Genomic DNA, 17130 nt, shown 5'->3' with positions numbered 1-17130 from the left:
AAGAAAATGAAACGAATAAAACTTTCAAATGTCCTAATTGTGATTATTTTACTAATTGGCTCAATTGTTATGGTTGGTCCGCTATTATGGATGGTTTCGACATCTTTAAAAGATAAGGCGGGGGTTTTTCAATTGCCGCCTCAATGGATTCCTAATCCTATCAAGTGGGATGCCTATCAACGGCTCCTCGAACTTGATACCTTGATATCTGGTATCAAGAATACGGTTATTGTTTCCTTGACTGTTACCATAGTTGGTACAATAACATCTAGTATGGCGGCCTTTGCGTTTGCAAAATTAAGACTCCCATTTAAAAACTTGCTATTTATTGTGCTTTTAGGGGCATTAATGGTTCCTTATCCTGTTGTTATGATTCCGCAGTTTATGTTGTTCTCGAAAATTGGATGGGTAGACACCTTGCTTCCTTTGATTATACCTGGTTTGTTTGGGAATATCACGATGATTTTCTTTTTGAGACAGTATTTATCTAACATTCCAGATTCTGTTGTGGAAGCAGCCAAGATCGATGGCGCTAGCTATACAAAAATTTTCTTCAATCTTATTTTTCCCTTGATTAGACCAGCGGTTGCTGCTCAGTTTATCTTATGGTTCATGGGAGTTTGGAATGATTACCTTGCACCGTTAATTTATCTAAACACTCCAGAAAAGCAAACTTTGCAAGTGGTTATTGCAAACTTGAATGCAGCTTATGCCATTCAAACGGATTACCCACTGATCATGGCAGCGTCAGTAGTTTCATTGTTACCGGTGCTGATAGTATTTATCATTTTCCAAAAACAAATTATTGAGTCTATTGCTTTATCTGGCATGAAAGGTTGACGTTATGGTGTGGAATAGATTAATGGAGTGGCTTCATATTGCAGTCTTATTCATCCTTTTGAATATCTTATGGGTCTTTGGGTGTATTATTGGACTGGGAATTTTTGGTCTTATTCCGAGTACAGTTGCCACTATGGATGTTATAAAAGATAGAATGTATTTTAAAACTGACTACAGTTATTTTGAAATCATGAAACACTTTTTCAAGTGTTTTAGCCGAGTCTTTAAACACCATAAATTAGTTTCATTCGTGCCAAGCGTTCTACTAATCGTTTTTATGCTTGAATGGTTTCTAATTAGAGGAGTTGCTATTCTCAGAGCAGGTTTTATAATTCCGATAACCTTGATTATTTTCTATCTAATAATCATGATTCTTAATAGTTCCTACCTGATGACTGTGGAAAAAAATATTGATTTGTCTTATGCCAAGTTTATTGTTTTAAGTCCATTGGTATTTCTAAAATCTTCGTTGGTTATCGTAATTAGCCTCATAACTTTCTTCATTTTATCCATTTCCTATCCTTTGTTAAATTTATTTTCAGTGGCTCTGTTTATTTTCACGGTTCATAGAGTTCTTAAAATGGACTATGCCAAGAAAGGATGGGGAGTTCTTGAATAAAAAACGATTAGTCTTATTTTGTTTACCTTTATGCATGTTGGCTGGTTGTAAAAGCCAAGTAGAGCCGGTAAAACAACAACTTCAGGATCCGAAGTTTGAAAACGTCAGTGTTCATGACCCATCCATCATTCAAAGTGACGATGAATTTTATATTGTAGGATCCCATGCGATGCTTGCAAAGTCAGCGGATTTAATCAAGTGGCAACAATTAGCAAATTCTGTCTCAACAGATATGTTGTTTGAAGATATTCGAGAAGAATTAAAGGAAGAATTTGCTTATGCAAAAACGAATACACTTTGGGCAAGCGACCTTGTTCAATTCAAAAATGGCAAGTATTATCTTTATTACTGTCTATGTGTTGGAGATTCTCCCTTGTCTGTTTTAGGAGTTGCTGTAGCGGATTCTGTTGATGGACCTTTTAAGAAGGTGGAGTCGTTCCTTTATTCTGGAACGAGCCCGCAGTTTGGAAAAATCTATGATGCAACAAAGCATCCAAATGTTATTGATCCCCATGTTTTCTATGATAATGATGAGAAATTATGGATGGTCTATGGATCTTATTCTGGGGGTATCTTTATTCTTGAGCTGGATGAGGCAACTGGATTACCAAAAGAAGGCCAGGGATATGGAAAACACCTGCTTGGTGGTAATCATAGTCGAATCGAAGCGCCCTATATTCAGTACAACAAGGATACAGGTTATTATTATCTCTTCACTTCCTTTGGTGGTCTGACAGCAGATGGTGGTTACCAAATAAGGGTAGCACGCTCTAAAGCCCCAGATGGACCATATGAAGATATGGAAGGCAATCCCATGGCGTCTGTAAAAGGTGCTGTTGGAACTGTGTTTGATGATTTCAGTATCCAAGATTACGGCGTTAAATTGATTGGTAATTTTAGCTATGAACCAGACGATGGTTTGACGAATGCAGGCTACATATCTCCGGGGCATAATTCTACTTATTATGATGAGGAGACGGATAACTATTATGTCATTTTTCATACTCGTTTTTTAAATGCTGGGGAAATGCATGAAGTTCGAGTCCATCAGATGTATTTTACAGAAGACGGATGGCCTGTGTTGGCTCCACTGAGATATAGTGGCGAGGCTATTGATCGCTATCAAATCAATCAAGTGGCTACTTCCTATCGTTTGTTGGCCTTTGATAAAGAGATTACGGCAGATTTTATAGAACCTCAGTTTGTTCAATTAGGCAGAAACGGGAAGTTAACGGGAGATTTATCGGGAGATTGGCAAATCTCATCAGATAATATCACTGAAGATTCTAGTATTAAGATTGAAGGAGTAACCTACCGAGGGAAGTTTGTCTCGAATTGGGATGAACAGCAAGAAAAACAGGTGATGACTTTTACAGGTATTTCTGACAAGGGGATTCCCTTGTTTATGATAGAGGAGAAAGAAAAATGAGCATTAATAGCATTTATAAAAACCCAATCGTATTAGAGCGAGCAGATCCTTGGGTTTACAAACACACCGATGGGTATTATTATTTCACAGGGTCAGTCCCTGGCTACCAGTCTATTGAATTGCGTCGTGCCAAAACCTTAAATGATTTGAGCGATAATGCTGAAATCGTGACTGTTTGGGAAGCGCATGAAACAGGGCCTCTCAGTGAGTTGGTCTGGGCGCCTGAGATTCACTTCCTTCAAGGAAAGTGGTACATCTACTTCGCAGCGAGTAACCATGCGGTTGAGCGCAACCAACACAATCATCATAGGATGTTTGTCATTGAAAACAGCAACGCTGACCCAATGGCAGGTGACTGGGTGGAAAAAGGTCAGATCAAAACTCAGTTTGAAAGCTTCAGTATTGATGCGACCGTTTTTGAACTGGACGACGAGTTGTACTATATTTGGGCTCAGTTGGATCCTAGAATTCCTGGCAACTCCAACCTTTACATTTCAAAAATGGCAAATCCATGGACCTTAGAAGGTAAACAAACCATTTTGACCATTCCTGAATACGATTGGGAAAAAATCGGCTTTATGGTCAATGAAGCACCAGCAGCGATTATCCGTAATGGCAAAGTCTTTGTGACCTTTTCTGTCAGTGCAACAGACGAAAATTATGCCGTAGGCTTGTTGTGGGCTAATGTTGGCGATGATCTTTTAGATGGCTATTCTTGGAACAAACTGGATAAGCCAGTCTTTGTATCGTCGGAGAAAAATAGCCTCTATGGTCCAGGCCATAACTCCTTTACACGCAATGAAGATGATACTGAAGATGTGATTGTCTTCCATGCTCGTCCAGAAAAGAACAAAGAAGGCGATCCTTTGGACAATCCAAACCGCCATGCCAACGCTCAAGTCTTCACTTGGGATGAGAATGGTTTCCCTGTTTTTGGGGAACCTGGTGATGCATACTGTAACAATAACTAAGGATTTGCAATTCTGTCAGAGTTAAATAAGTGGTAGAGGAAAATCAAATGAAATATAATCTGTTTGCATTTAGGAATAGTCGCCAACGTTACTCGCTTAGAAAAAGCTATCTCGGTACTTGCAGTGTTTTGTTGGGAACTATGATTTTACTTTCGGGTGTCCCTTCTGTTGAAGCTGATGAGATAGGAAACGATACTGTTGAACTATCAAATAGGGTAGAAAATACAATCGGAAACATTGAACCTATTCTTAACGAAAATAGTTCTTTCTCTGGAGTAGAAAATCTTGCACCATCTCCTTTGGCTGAAGACGCGCAGGTTGGAGAAACTATTGAAGCTGTTTTTCAGCCCGAGTCTATAGAAGAAGTCTTAACAGCAGACACAGAGAATCTGAAATCAGTGGTTGCAACACCTGTTTCTACTAGGCAAGCTGTAGTACCTGAAGAAGAGAAAGAAGCTTTTAGTCGCGTGTCTGTTCACGATCCATCTATTTTTTACGATGAAAAGACAGGAACTTACTATGTCTTTGGCTCTCACTTAGCTCAGGCTAAGTCAGATGACTTACAGAATTGGACAGCACTATTTGGCAGAGAATATGACAATCCGTCTAGTGTTCTCGGAGATCTCAATGAGAACTTAGCGCCAGTCTTTGAATGGGCAGGCTATGATGATGCGGATACTGCTGGGGGCAGATATTCTGTCTGGGCACCAGATGTACTGTGGAACCCTTCTTATCAGTGGGAAGACGGAACGACTGGGGCCTACATGTATTATTTCTCCTCATCTTCGACATGGAGACGTTCTGTCATTGGTTATGCAGTGTCTAAGTCAGTAGAAGGTCCTTACGACTTTAAAGATACACTGATTTATTCAGGTTTTACCAAAGAAAATGCAACGGATGGTAGCAGTCGAAACATTCACTATAAAAATACTCATATCGATGAATTAATTGATTCAGGCGTCATTGTGGATGGCTTCAATAATAAGTGGAATCGTGACAACGGTCATACTTATGACAATGATTATGCGCCAAATGCGATCGATGCTAATGTCTTTTTCGATAAGGATAATCGCCTCTACATGTCCTATGGATCGTGGTCTGGGGGTATCTATCTTTTAGAGCTTGATCCAGTGACTGGTAAAGCGATTTACCCCGGTGTCGATGGTGTAACGCCTGATGGACGGCGGATTGATCGTTATTTTGGAACCCATTTGCTGGGAGGATGGCACCAATCGGGTGAAGCCCCCTACATTGTTTATGATGCCAATACGGATTATTACTACCTCTTTGTTACTTATGGTGGCTTGACACGTGAGGGTGGCTACAACATGCGCTTGTTCCGTTCTAAAACGGTAGACGGCTTGTATGTAGATACCCAAGGCAATAATCCCCAATACACTGGCTGGACGCCTGATCCGATTAATACGGCCTACGGTCTCAAGGTGATGGGGAATTATAACTTTAATGATTTTGATGCGGCCTATATGTCTCCAGGACATAACTCAGCCTTCATTGATGAAAATGGTGACTGGTACCTCGTGTACCATACCCGATTTGATCAAGGTAGCGAGTATCATGAAGTGAGAGTGCATCGCATGGTCATGACAGAAGACGGCTGGCCGGTAGCCTTGCCGTATGAATTTTACGAAAAAGAAAAAGCGCTTACCTTGACTTCTGATAATGGGTTGACGGGCGAGTATGAATTTGTCAATCACGGAACAGATAGCAGTGGTCGTGCGATTCCAAAAGCTTCTGTCACTTTACATGAGGACGGTACAGTCTCAGGAGGATTCACAGGAACTTGGACATCTGTATCTCAAGATGGTCTTTATCGCCTTAACCTCACAAGTGCGGATGGTCATGTCTATAAGGGCCAATTCGCGCTTCAATATGCTGAAAAGTCTAGTCAAGTGAAGCTTGTTTTTGCACTTGTCGGTGATGATAATACGGTTCTTTGGGGGAGTAAGGATTACGAAGTCAAAGAGCCTGTTGATAATACAGAAGAGGACGAACTTGGGCTTTCTGAAACCATTGATAAACCAGAGGGAGAGCCAACTCCTCAAGAAACACCTAAGGGAGATGTGATTTACTTTGTTAAACCTTTAATTCCCAACCATATTAGTCAGGGAACAATTGGAGAAGCAAAGGTCTCTCATAGCGGTCAATCTGAAGTGGTGTCAGAAGTTGTAAAAGACTCAGAGGTCTTAAGCCTCCCACAAAGAATAGAGACGGATGGTGAAATGCTTCTTAACCTAACCACCCCGTCAAAATATTTACCAAAAACAGGGGATCAATCTCGTCTAACAACAAGTTTAGGTGCTCTACTGATAAGTCTTTTCGGAGTCCTTCCAATTAGTCGGAAAAAGAGAAAATAGCATTTCTTGAGCAAGAGAGAAAGAGATAAGATTATGGTAAAAGAAAGTCAACTGGAATTCGGTGTTCATGACCCGACGATTATCGAAGCTGACGGTGTCTTCTATCTGATTTCAACAGATACCAAACAACCTGAAACATCAGGGGTTCCGATTAGGAAATCCAATGATTTGGTAAATTGGGAATTTGTGACAAGTGCGCTAGAGGGTGTACCAGAGGTTGCCAAAGCCTGGAGCAAGGCTGTCGGGTTGTGGGCTCCAGAAATCATCAACTACCAAGGGGAGTATCGCATGTATTATTCGGCATCGACCTTTGGCAGCACTACCTCTTATATAGGACTTGCTACGTCTACCTCACCTACGGGACCTTTTATAGATCAGGGTGTCGTGGTCAAGACAAGTCCAGATCTCTGCACGCATAATGCGATTGATGCTAACATCGTAACAGACCGTGATGGTGAGCAGTGGATGGTTTACGGGTCTTTCTTCGGAGGGATTTACATTCTACCGATTGATAAAAAAACTGGGAAACCGAGTCAAGAGGGATTTGGCAAACGGATAGCAGCGCGACCTAAGAGTGTCGATACAGCCATAGAAGGTTGCTTTGTTTACTACCATCCAAAAACGGATTATTTCTACCTCTTTAGCTCTTATGACTCCTTGAGCAACACCTACCATATTCGTGTGGCACGCTCTCGCAATGTGGATGGCCCTTATGTGGACATCAAGGGACAAGACATGAACGATTTAGAGATTGATCCGCTCTTAAATGGTGTGAAACTCTTGGGTAGTTTCCAGTTTGAGGACGAATTGCCAGTCTATGCGCCAGGTCATAATTCTATTTTAAAACGCTCAGATGGCCGATTGTTTGTTGTCCATCATGCTAGACGGAAAACTTTTTCGGATCAATTTTTCTTAAACGTCAGGGAATTGAAATGGTTGTCCAATGGATGGCCTGTTATTTCGCCATTGCTTTATGATGGTGGTCAACCGCAATTCGTTAATGATTTAGAAGGAGAATGGGAACTTATCCGTTTTGAAGCTGACAGTGACTTAAAACAAAGTGAACTGGTTTTTCTTAGGGAACAAGATCTGATAGCTGTTACAGATGATGAATATGTTTGGGAAGGGTACAGACTTCTTTTCTGGCAGGAGCTAGAAAATGGTGTGATGACACCATGCCTGGCTGGTCTGAATGACGACGGTTTTGCTGTTATCGGAAAAAAACGATTAACATAAGGAAAGGAGCAGATATGCAAAAAGCATCTTTAAAACTTGTGAAAGACATGCAAATTTCACAAGTGGATAAACGGATTTACGGCTCTTTCATTGAGCACATGGGACGAGCAGTTTATGGAGGGATTTACCAACCAGATCATGCGTCGAGTGATGCCAATGGGTTCCGTAATGACGTCAAAGAATTGGTCAAAGAATTAGGAGTTACCCTGGTCCGTTATCCAGGCGGGAACTTCTTATCGGGTTATAACTGGGAAGATGGTGTTGGGCCTAAAGATAAGCGTCCTAGACGTACAGATTTAGCTTGGCGAGCGATCGAGACCAACGAAGTCGGCATCCATGAATTCTTTGATTGGGCGGAAGAAGTCGGAGCAGAGGTCAATATGGCGGTCAATATGGGAACGCGTGGGATTGACGAAGCCAGACAACTCGTCGAATACTGCAACTTCCCAAGTGGGACAGAATGGAGTGACCGACGCATTGCCAATGGTCGTCAAGAACCGTTTGCCATTAAAACCTGGTGTATCGGAAATGAGATGGATGGTCCATGGCAAATCGGCCATAAAACAGCTGAAGAATACGGTCGTGCAGCGAGTGAAACTGCTAAAGCGATGAAGTTGGTAGATGATTCCATTGAACTGGTTGCTTGTGGTAGTTCTAATAGCCAAATGCCGACCTTTGGGGACTGGGAACTAACCGTTTTAGACCATACCTATGATTATGTGGATTACCTGTCTCTTCACCAGTATTACGGCAACCCTGCCAACAACTTAGAAGAGTATCTGGCTTGCTCTCTTGACATGGATGAATTTATCAAGGGGGTAACCGCTATGTGTGATGCTATCAAGGCTAAAAAACATAGCAAGAAACAAATGAACCTTTCCTTTGACGAATGGAACATTTGGTACCACTCTAATGAGTTTGACAAGACCATCAAGCCTTGGTTGATTGCCCCACCACAGTTAGAAGATCATTACAACTTTGAAGACACACTAGTTTTTGGGACGCTGTTAATCACGCTTCTGAAACACGCTGATCGTATTAAAATCGCTTGTTTGGCTCAGTTGGTTAATGTTATTGCGCCGATCTTTACAGAAGAAAACGACAATGACAGTCCAGCATGGCGTCAGACCATTTTTTACCCGTTCATGCAGGCTGCCAAATATGGGCGCGGGACTGTGTTGACACCACTCATCCAAACCGATTCCTATAGTGCTGGTCACTACGATGCCATTCCATATCTGGAATCTATTGCAGTCCTCAACGAAGCTGAAACCGAAGTCACTGTCTTTGCGGTAAACCGCTCAAGAGAGGAAATGGCTTTTAGCATTGACAGTCTAGGTCTTAAGGTGACAGGTGTCACTGCCTTTACTCAAATTGCAGGACATGCCATTAAAGCAGTCAACACACTGGCCTCAAACGATGTCAAACCTGTTGACTCAACTCGTTATGCAGTGTCAGAAGAAGGTGTTACTCTGCAATTAGAGCCCTTATCTTGGAATGTGATCCGCTTGGCAGTTAACTAAATCGTTTGGCCACTCACAACTAGCGAAAATCAGTTGGTATGACATTTAAAAAGGAGCAAACATGAAAGTAACATTGACCGACCAACAAGGTCCAAAAATTTCAAAATACATCTATGGCCATTTCGCGGAACATCTTGGCCGTTGTATTTACGAAGGTCTCTATGTGGGCGAAGACTCGTCTATTCCTAATGTCAATGGCATGCGCATTGATGTGGTTGAAGCCTTGAAAAATATTCAAATTCCAGTTCTCAGATGGCCGGGTGGTTGTTTTGCAGACGAATACCACTGGAAAGACGGGATCGGCCCTAAAGAAAATCGTAAAAAAATCGTCAACACCCACTGGGGTGGCGTCACAGAAAATAACCATTTTGGGACCCATGAATTTTTCGAGCTAACCAAGCAACTCGGCTGTGAGGTTTATGTCAACGGTAACGTTGGTAGTGGCACCGTTCAAGAAATGCAAGAATGGGTTGAATACATGACCATGGGAGGTGAGTCTCCTATGGCTAACCTTCGTCGTGAAAATGGCCAAGAAGAGCCGTGGTCTGTCAAGTTCTTTGGTGTGGGTAACGAAAGCTGGGGATGTGGTGGAAACATGCGTCCCGAGTATTATGCGGATGAATACAGACGCTATCAGACTTATGTTCGCCAATATGGTACTGAAAAGATTTACAAAATTGCTTGTGGGCCAAATATTGATGATTACAACTGGATGGATAAGGTCATGCAAATCGCTGCACCATTTATGGATGGCATCAGCTTACACCACTATGCCTTGACGGGTGAGTGGTTGGATAAAGGGCCTGCTACTGGCTTTAAAGAAGACCACTGGTGGTCTCTTCTCAAGAGTGCTCAGAAGATGGATGAGTTGATTACTAAACACAGCACCATCATGGACAAATACGATCCTGAAAAACGGGTTGGTCTCATTGTCGATGAGTGGGGGTCATGGTTGGCGGTTGAACCAGGAACGAATCCAGGCTTCCTTTACCAGCAAAACACGATTCGTGATGCGATGGTAGCAGCAGTGACGCTCAATATTTTCCATAAACATGCTGAGCGGGTTCACATGGCCAATATTGCCCAGACTGTTAACGTCTTACAATCCATGATCCTGACAGAAGGGGATCAAATGGTGAAAACCCCAAGTTATCACGTTTTTGATCTTTATAAAGTCCATCAAGAGGCAGAGTTAGTTTCCTCGTATGGGGAAACCGATGACACCGTCTCATATACTGTTTCTAAGAAAAATGGCCTTGTCTCTATTTCTGTATGTAACTTCTCCTTGGATGAAGAAAAGACCTTAGACTTTTCAGGGGCATATTCTGGTAAAGTAGTGGATGCACGCTATATTACCGCAGAGACCATGGATGCTCATAACGATTTTGATCATCCAGAAACGATTACCATTCAATCCTTTGACGGTGTATCAACAACGGATGAGACAGTGAGCTTAACAGTACCACCGATGTCTGTTGTGACTGTACAGATCGAACAATAATGAAAGAGGAGATCTCATGTCTATCTTAAAAGAAACCTTTACCTTAGCAAACGGTGTAGAAATCCACAAAGTGGGCCTTGGAACTTGGCAGTCTGCGCCTAATGATGCCTACCGTGCTACCAAATTTGCTCTTGAAAACGGCTATTACCATGTGGATACTGCTTATGTGTATGGCAACCAAGAAGAAGTCGGTCGTGGTGTTAAAGATAGCGGTCTTGCCCGCAAAGAGGTCTTTATTACGTCAAAAATTCCTGCGGAATGGAAATCTTATGAGGAGTCTGTTCGTGCCATTGATGAGAGTTTAAAGCAACTCGGAGTGGATTACATTGATTTGATGTTGATCCATGCTCCTCGTCCGTGGAGTGAAATGCATAAACGTCCTATCATTAACCACTATTATGACGAAAACGCAGAAATGTGGCGCGCTTTAGAAGATGCCTACGAAGCTGGAAAACTCCGTGCGATTGGTGTGTCTAACTTTAGCGTTGACGATTTGGAACATCTGCTTGAAAAAGCGCGGATTACACCAATGGTTAACCAGATCATTTACCATATCGGAAATACCAATCCTGAAGTACTGGCTTTTTGTGAAAAACACAATATCCTGGTAGAAGGGTATTCTCCCATTGCGACAGGGCGTTTACTCGGTGATGAAGGGATTCAGAAGATGGCAGATAAATATGTGAAATCAATCCCTCAAATCTGTATTCGTTACCTATTGGAGAAAAATATTCTCCCCTTGCCAAAATCTGTCCATGAGGAGTACATCCTTCAAAATGGTCAAGTCGACTTTACGATTGAACCAGAAGATATGACTTACTTAGATAGTTTGTAAAAGTTAATCGCTAAACAGTATCGGTGCTTTTGATCAGTTATTTCCTCATTTAGATCAATATATTTCTTCAAAAATTAAAAATATAGGAGGTTATCATGCTTCAAGAAAAACAAGATATTCTCAGTGGCCAAACAGCTCTTGGGATTGAATTTGGATCAACACGAATTAAAGCTGTGCTGATTGATAGCCGTCAATTGCCGATTGCTTCTGGGAGCCATGAATGGGAGAACCAGTTGGTAGATGGGGTTTGGACCTATGATTTGGAGGCTATCTGGAAAGGTATCCAGGATGCTTATGCCAAATTGGCGGAAGATGTCCAAGAAAAATATGACGCCTCATTGACGCAGGTTGGTAGTCTGGGCATTAGTGCTATGATGCATGGTTACATGGCGTTCGACAAAGACGATCAGTTATTGGTACCCTTTCGGACTTGGCGAAACACCATGACCAGTCAGGCTGCTGAAGCCTTGAGCGAGCGTCTGGGATTCAATATTCCAGAACGTTGGAGTATTGCCCATCTTTATCAAGCTATCTTAAACGAAGAAAAGCATCTTCCAGAGTTGCATTTCTTGACAACGCTTGCAGGATATGTTCATTGGCAATTGACGGGTGAAAAAGTATTAGGGGTTGGGGATGCATCAGGCATGTTCCCCATTGATCCTAAGACAGCGGACTACCGTCAAGACTATGTTCAAAGCTTTAATGATCTGATTGCACCGAAAGCTTTCTCATGGACTTTAGAGCAAGTTTTGCCTAGTGTTTTAAGCGCTGGTCAATCAGCTGGTCGATTAACAGAAAAAGGGGCGAAACTTCTTGATCCATCAGGTCACCTAGAGGCTGGGATTCCACTCTGTCCACCGGAAGGCGATGCTGGAACAGGAATGGTCGCAACCAACAGTATTGCCCCTAGAACTGGGAATGTTTCCGCTGGAACCTCCATCTTTGCTATGATTGTTTTAGAAGAGGACCTCAAAAGCCGATACCCTGAAATTGATGTGGTAACAACGCCAGTTGGCGATACTGTCGCCATGGTTCACGCCAATAACTGTAGTTCAGACATCAACGCTTGGGTGAAACTTTTCCATGAATTTAGTCGATTAGCAGGTCAAGACTTGTCTATGGATGTTGCTTATTCAATGCTCTTTAAAGAAGCATTGAAAGGTGAAAAAGACTGTGGGGAACTCTTGAGCATCGGTTATTATTCAGGAGAAAGCATTACTGGCATCGACGAAGGCCGTCCGATGTTAGTTCGCACGCCAGAAAGCCGTTTGACAGTGGCTAACTTGATGCGTAGCCATATCCTATCAGCCTTTGCGACCCTGTCCTTAGGGATGGATATCTTAACTCAAAAAGAAAACATCCATATTGACCGTATTTTAGGCCATGGTGGCATCTTTAAAACACCAGAAGTGGCTCAGCGTCTCTTGGCCTCAGCTATTGAAACACCCGTTTCTGTGATGGAAACAGCTGGAGAAGGAGGAGCGTGGGGAATTGCTCTCTTGGCCGATTACCTCAATCACTCCGACCTTTCGTTGGCAGAATATTTGGAAACGAAAGTATTTGCGACAGCCGTAACAGAAACCATCGCTCCAGAAGCAGATGATATTGGTGGTTTCAAGCAATTTATGGAGCGTTACAAACCAGGTTTAGAGCTGGAAAAATTAGCTGTTGACCTGATCAAATAGGAGGAACCATGTTAGAAGCATTAAAAGAAGCCGTATTTCAGGCCAATCTTGAACTCCCTAAGCGCGACTTGATTAAGTACACTTGGGGAAATGTCAGTGCCGTCGATCGTGAATCAGGATTGTTTGTCATCAAGCCATCTGGTGTTGACTATGCTATTATGACTGCCAATGATATGGTGGTCTGTGACTTTGATGGAAATGTCATTGAAGGTAAACTACGCCCATCATCTGACATGCCGACACATGCAGTCTTGTACAAGACCTATGACAGCATTGGTGGTATCGTCCATACCCATTCGCCATGGGCAGCCAGCTGGGCCCAGTCTGGTCAAGATGTTCCTGCCATGGGTACAACTCATGCCGACACCTTTTATGGAACGGTACCCTGCGCCCGATTTTTAAGCAAAGAAGAATTAGATGCGGGTTATGAGCATGAGACGGGAAATGTTATCGTTGAGACTTTTGAAAAACGTGGTCTTGATCCGGTGGCCATTCCAGGTATCTTGCTGCAAGGACACGGCCCCTTTACTTGGGGGAAAGATGCAGCTGACGCTGTCATGCATGCCGTTGTCCTAGAAGAAGTGTGTAAAATGAATTACTATACGCGCATGCTTAATCCATTTGCCCCTGAACTGCCACAATATGTCTTGGATAAGCACTACCTCCGTAAGCACGGTAAGAACGCCTACTACGGTCAAAAATAATCGTAAACATAAAAATGAGAATCATCTCAAACAAAGGAGAAATACAACATGTCAGATAAGAACGTTTTTTGGTTTGTCATCGGTTCCCAACACCTCTATGGGGAAGAAGCGCTAGAAGAAGTGCGTAAACACGGTCGTGAAATGGCTGATGTGCTTAACAAGTCAGGGCATTTGCCTTATCCTGTTGAATTCCAAGAAGAATTAGCCGTGTCAGCAGATGTCATCACGAAGCTTATGAAGGAAGTAAACTACCGTGACGATGTAGCTGGTGTTATTACATGGATGCATACCTTCTCACCAGCTAAAATGTGGATCCGTGGCACGAATCTGCTTCAAAAGCCGTTGCTTCACTTGGCAACCCAATACAATGAATCAATTCCGTGGGCAACCATCGATATGGACTTCATGAACTTGAATCAAGCGGCTCACGGTGACCGTGAATATGGCTTTATCAATGCTCGCCTCAAGAAAAACAACAAAATTATCGTTGGTTATTGGCAAAATGAGTCTGTCCAAAAAGACATTGGTGCCTGGATGGATGTTGCAGTTGCCTACAATGAAGGGTTTAATATCAAAGTTGCGCGGTTTGGGGACAACATGCGTGATGTGGCTGTAACAGATGGTGACAAAGTTGAAGCTCAAATCAAATTTGGCTGGACTGTGGATTACTATGCAGTCGGTGATTTGGTTGAAGTCGTCAATGCTGTGACAGACGAAGAAGTTAACGACTTGTTTGCAACCTACGAAGAGTTGTATGACTTTGACTATGCAGATTATGACAAAGAAACTTGGGAACACCATGTTAAGGAACAAGCAAAATATGAAATTGCCTTGAAGCGTTTCTTAGATGAAGGGGGATACACAGCCTTTTCGAGCAATTTCCAAGATCTTTATGGTTTGGAACAATTGCCAGGTCTTGCGGTGCAACGCTTGATGGCTGATGGTTATGGGTTTGCAGGAGAAGGTGACTGGAAAACTGCAGCGCTTGATCGCTTCATGAAAATCATGTCTCATAACCAAAACACCGGTTTCATGGAAGACTATACCTATGAGATGGGGCTTGGCAAAGAAGCTATCTTGCAGTCACATATGCTTGAAGTAGACCCAAGTCTTGCGAAAAACAAGCCGAAAATCTTGGTATCACCACTGGGTATCGGTGGTAAAGCAGATCCAGCGCGTCTTGTTTTTGATGGTAAAGCTGGTGACGGTGTCGTTGTGTCAATGGCTGACTTTGGTACTGAGTTTAAACTCTTGATCAATGAAGTGACAGCCTTTGAGCCAACAGTTGAAGCGCCAAACCTTCCAGTAGCGCGCGTGCTTTGGGAAGTGAAGCCTAACTTCCAAGACGGGATTAAAGCTTGGATTGAAGCGGGTGGCGGTCACCATACGGTAGTTTCACTTAACTTAACCAGCGATCAAATCATCACTTGGGCTAAGTTAGTTAATCTCGATTATGTTTTAATCAACTAGTAAAGATAGTTTTAATTCCCTTTATCAAGATTGAACACCATAAAATTTATGTCTCTAGTTAGAGAGTTTTATGGTGTTTCTTTCGTATATAATGTAATAATCTGTAAGAGTATCTCTAAAGCATAAGACTTGCATTTAAATCATCCAAATCATGCGAAATGTTTTTGTGATTCCATTGACAGAATGGCCTAATTAAGATATGCTAATCTTTGCTAATAAAGAATAATAAAATATAGGAGAACAAGATGCAGGATTTGACAGTAGGAAAGCCGATTAAGGTGATTCTTGCCTTTGCCTTGCCATTGGTGATTGGTAGTATTTTTCAGTTGTTCTATAATTTTGCAGATAGCATGATTGTTGGGCATACTTTAGGGGAAAAAGCCTTTGCGGCTGTAGGCTCGACAGGTAGTATTGTTTTTTTCATTCTGGGCTTTGCACAAGGGCTGACTGGCGGATTTTCAGTGATTTTGGCACAACGTTATGGTGCCAAAGATTCGGTTGATATCAAACGTTCTTTTGCTACGGGCTTAGTCTTATCCCTTGCTATTGGCCTTATACTGACAGTGTTCTCCCAAATTTTTTTGGAAAGTCTCTTGAGATTGATGCAAACACCTCAAGAATTGCTCGCTCAATCGAAACAGTTTTTAAGGGCTATTCTTGGAGGGATGTTGGCAACGATTCTTTATAATTATTTGTCTAACAGCATTAGGGCTTTGGGAGATAGCCGCACACCTTTGTTTGCTTTGATTGTAGCGGTCATCCTTAATGTGGCTCTCGACTTTATCTTTATCCTGAATTTTAAAATGGGGGTCTTCGGTGCTGGTGTGGCTACCATTCTTGCCCAGATGCTCTCCGTTCTTTTCTTATTTTGGCATATCAACAAACGGGTCCCTCAGCTTCAGCTCGCCAAAAAGGATTGGACTCTCCTTTCAAAAGGAGAATACCAAAAGCATCTTCAATTAGGTTTGCCAATGGGATTTCAAGCATCTATCATTGCAATTGGGACTATGACCTTGCAGTACGCCCTTAACCAGCTTGGGACGGAGGCAATTGCGGCACAATCTATCGCTAGTCGGACAGACCAATTAGCCATGTTACCCATGATTAATCTTGGACAGGCCATTTCTACCTTTGCTGCTCAAAATTATGGTGCAAAGTTCTATGGGCGTATCTTTGAAGGGGTCCAAAAAACAGTTGCCTTGTCTGTTGCTTGGTCGTTGTTATTTGCAGCTATTCTTCTGATGGGAAATCGATTTTTTTCTGCTCTTTTCCTACCTAATGGCTCAGAAGCAATCTACCAGATGGCATTCTCTTATTACGTCATTAATGGCTTATGCTACTGGATTCTAGCCATTCTCTTTGTGTTGAGAGGTTTTATTCAAGGGCTTGGAAAAAGCTTTGCTCCAACCTTGGCAGGCATTATGGAATTGATTATGCGAGTAGTGGTGGCTTTAATCGGCTTACATTATTTTGGTTTTACCGGTATAGCTGCCGCTAATCCAGCGGCTTGGCTTGGTAGTGTACTAGTCTTAATACCAACAACCTACATCGTCACCAAACAGCTAAAAAAATACCTCCGTCGTCAAGGTGATTAAAGACAAGAGACGAGCTTTTGGCTCGTTTTTTGTTGTCTAATGCCCAGATTCATTATGGAGATCATATTTTATATAAATCTCAACTACCAAACCCCAATAGCTACGCGAATCATCGCTTAACAAAAACACTTTATAAAAGTTATATAGAAAAATGTTGCCTTTGCTGTTTGACCTTGCTATGGAGTTAGTGTAGAGCGTAAGTCTGATACCTCATAGGATTTAGTGTGAAACAGATGTTCTTGGTTATTCTTGTTCTTTTATTTACGTTGCTTTATGAGATAATAACTTTCTCTTGATTGGTACTTTGTCTAGGATAGACAGATCACTTGTGTTATAATGATTAAATA

At 42.2% G+C, this 17130-nt stretch carries 13 protein-coding genes; all 13 read left to right on the top strand.

Translation table 11 applies throughout. The annotated features are described in order from the left end of the window. Nucleotides 1-6 precede the first annotated feature (6 nt). Nucleotides 7-840: a carbohydrate ABC transporter permease gene (locus tag HF992_RS00230; RefSeq protein WP_168548058.1), complete on the top strand. Its 834-nt coding sequence runs from the start codon at nucleotides 7-9 to the stop codon at nucleotides 838-840. Between the two features lie 4 nt (nucleotides 841-844). Beyond that, complete coding sequence (locus tag HF992_RS12310; protein WP_168548057.1) at nucleotides 845-1459, top strand: DUF624 domain-containing protein; 615 nt, start codon at nucleotides 845-847, stop codon at nucleotides 1457-1459. Continuing rightward, nucleotides 1452-2888 carry a glycoside hydrolase family 43 protein gene (locus HF992_RS00220; RefSeq protein WP_246201191.1) on the top strand — a complete coding sequence of 479 codons (1437 nt, stop codon included), beginning with the start codon at nucleotides 1452-1454 and terminating at the stop codon, nucleotides 2886-2888. Before HF992_RS12310 ends, HF992_RS00220 begins: the two co-directional genes overlap by 8 nt. Beyond that, nucleotides 2885-3859, top strand: coding sequence for a glycoside hydrolase family 43 protein (locus HF992_RS00215; RefSeq protein ID WP_168548055.1), 975 nt, complete (start codon nucleotides 2885-2887; stop codon nucleotides 3857-3859). The genes HF992_RS00220 and HF992_RS00215 overlap by 4 nt, the downstream gene beginning before the upstream one ends. Before the next feature lie 47 nt (nucleotides 3860-3906). After that, the gene (locus HF992_RS00210) at nucleotides 3907-6234 is read left to right on the top strand and encodes a family 43 glycosylhydrolase (RefSeq protein ID WP_168548054.1); all 2328 of its coding nucleotides are present in this window, start codon (nucleotides 3907-3909) and stop codon (nucleotides 6232-6234) included. Between the two features lie 33 nt (nucleotides 6235-6267). Further along, entirely contained in the window at nucleotides 6268-7470 is a 1203-nt protein-coding gene (locus HF992_RS00205; protein WP_168548053.1) for an arabinan endo-1,5-alpha-L-arabinosidase, read from the top strand. 14 nt (nucleotides 7471-7484) lie between these two features. Next, nucleotides 7485-8993: an arabinosylfuranosidase ArfA gene (gene arfA, locus HF992_RS00200; protein ID WP_168548052.1), complete on the top strand. Its 1509-nt coding sequence runs from the start codon at nucleotides 7485-7487 to the stop codon at nucleotides 8991-8993. A 61-nt stretch (nucleotides 8994-9054) separates the two neighbouring features. After that, nucleotides 9055-10494 carry an alpha-N-arabinofuranosidase gene (locus HF992_RS00195; RefSeq protein ID WP_168548051.1) on the top strand — a complete coding sequence of 480 codons (1440 nt, stop codon included), beginning with the start codon at nucleotides 9055-9057 and terminating at the stop codon, nucleotides 10492-10494. A 16-nt stretch (nucleotides 10495-10510) separates the two neighbouring features. Further along, the gene (locus HF992_RS00190; RefSeq protein WP_168548050.1) at nucleotides 10511-11329 is read left to right on the top strand and encodes an aldo/keto reductase; all 819 of its coding nucleotides are present in this window, start codon (nucleotides 10511-10513) and stop codon (nucleotides 11327-11329) included. 95 nt (nucleotides 11330-11424) lie between these two features. Further along, on the top strand, nucleotides 11425-13014 hold the full coding sequence (locus tag HF992_RS00185) for a xylulokinase (RefSeq protein ID WP_168548049.1): 1590 nt from the start codon (nucleotides 11425-11427) through the stop codon (nucleotides 13012-13014). 8 nt (nucleotides 13015-13022) lie between these two features. Continuing rightward, nucleotides 13023-13718, top strand: coding sequence for an L-ribulose-5-phosphate 4-epimerase (locus tag HF992_RS00180; protein ID WP_168548048.1), 696 nt, complete (start codon nucleotides 13023-13025; stop codon nucleotides 13716-13718). 48 nt (nucleotides 13719-13766) lie between these two features. Next, nucleotides 13767-15188, top strand: a complete 1422-nt coding sequence (gene araA / locus HF992_RS00175; protein WP_168548047.1) for an L-arabinose isomerase — start codon at nucleotides 13767-13769, stop codon at nucleotides 15186-15188. 245 nt (nucleotides 15189-15433) lie between these two features. Next, nucleotides 15434-16783 carry an MATE family efflux transporter gene (locus HF992_RS00170; protein ID WP_168548046.1) on the top strand — a complete coding sequence of 450 codons (1350 nt, stop codon included), beginning with the start codon at nucleotides 15434-15436 and terminating at the stop codon, nucleotides 16781-16783. Nucleotides 16784-17130 lie beyond the last annotated feature (347 nt).

Source organism: Streptococcus ovuberis (assembly GCF_012396585.1).
Lineage (GTDB): Bacteria > Bacillota > Bacilli > Lactobacillales > Streptococcaceae > Streptococcus > Streptococcus ovuberis.
This window is presented reverse-complemented; position numbering and strand designations above follow the sequence as displayed.

What these genes read in the sequence shown, in the direction of transcription:
- HF992_RS00170 (WP_168548046.1), top strand. Translation starts at nt 15,434, where the DNA reads ATGCAGGATTTGACAGTAGGAAAGCCGATTAAGGTGATTCTTGCCTTT.
- HF992_RS00210 (WP_168548054.1), top strand. Translation starts at nt 3,907, where the DNA reads ATGAAATATAATCTGTTTGCATTTAGGAATAGTCGCCAACGTTACTCG.
- HF992_RS00185 (WP_168548049.1), top strand. Translation starts at nt 11,425, where the DNA reads ATGCTTCAAGAAAAACAAGATATTCTCAGTGGCCAAACAGCTCTTGGG.
- HF992_RS00190 (WP_168548050.1), top strand. Translation starts at nt 10,511, where the DNA reads ATGTCTATCTTAAAAGAAACCTTTACCTTAGCAAACGGTGTAGAAATC.
- arfA (WP_168548052.1), top strand. Translation starts at nt 7,485, where the DNA reads ATGCAAAAAGCATCTTTAAAACTTGTGAAAGACATGCAAATTTCACAA.
- HF992_RS12310 (WP_168548057.1), top strand. Translation starts at nt 845, where the DNA reads ATGGTGTGGAATAGATTAATGGAGTGGCTTCATATTGCAGTCTTATTC.
- HF992_RS00195 (WP_168548051.1), top strand. Translation starts at nt 9,055, where the DNA reads ATGAAAGTAACATTGACCGACCAACAAGGTCCAAAAATTTCAAAATAC.
- HF992_RS00205 (WP_168548053.1), top strand. Translation starts at nt 6,268, where the DNA reads ATGGTAAAAGAAAGTCAACTGGAATTCGGTGTTCATGACCCGACGATT.
- HF992_RS00215 (WP_168548055.1), top strand. Translation starts at nt 2,885, where the DNA reads ATGAGCATTAATAGCATTTATAAAAACCCAATCGTATTAGAGCGAGCA.
- HF992_RS00180 (WP_168548048.1), top strand. Translation starts at nt 13,023, where the DNA reads ATGTTAGAAGCATTAAAAGAAGCCGTATTTCAGGCCAATCTTGAACTC.
- HF992_RS00230 (WP_168548058.1), top strand. Translation starts at nt 7, where the DNA reads ATGAAACGAATAAAACTTTCAAATGTCCTAATTGTGATTATTTTACTA.
- araA (WP_168548047.1), top strand. Translation starts at nt 13,767, where the DNA reads ATGTCAGATAAGAACGTTTTTTGGTTTGTCATCGGTTCCCAACACCTC.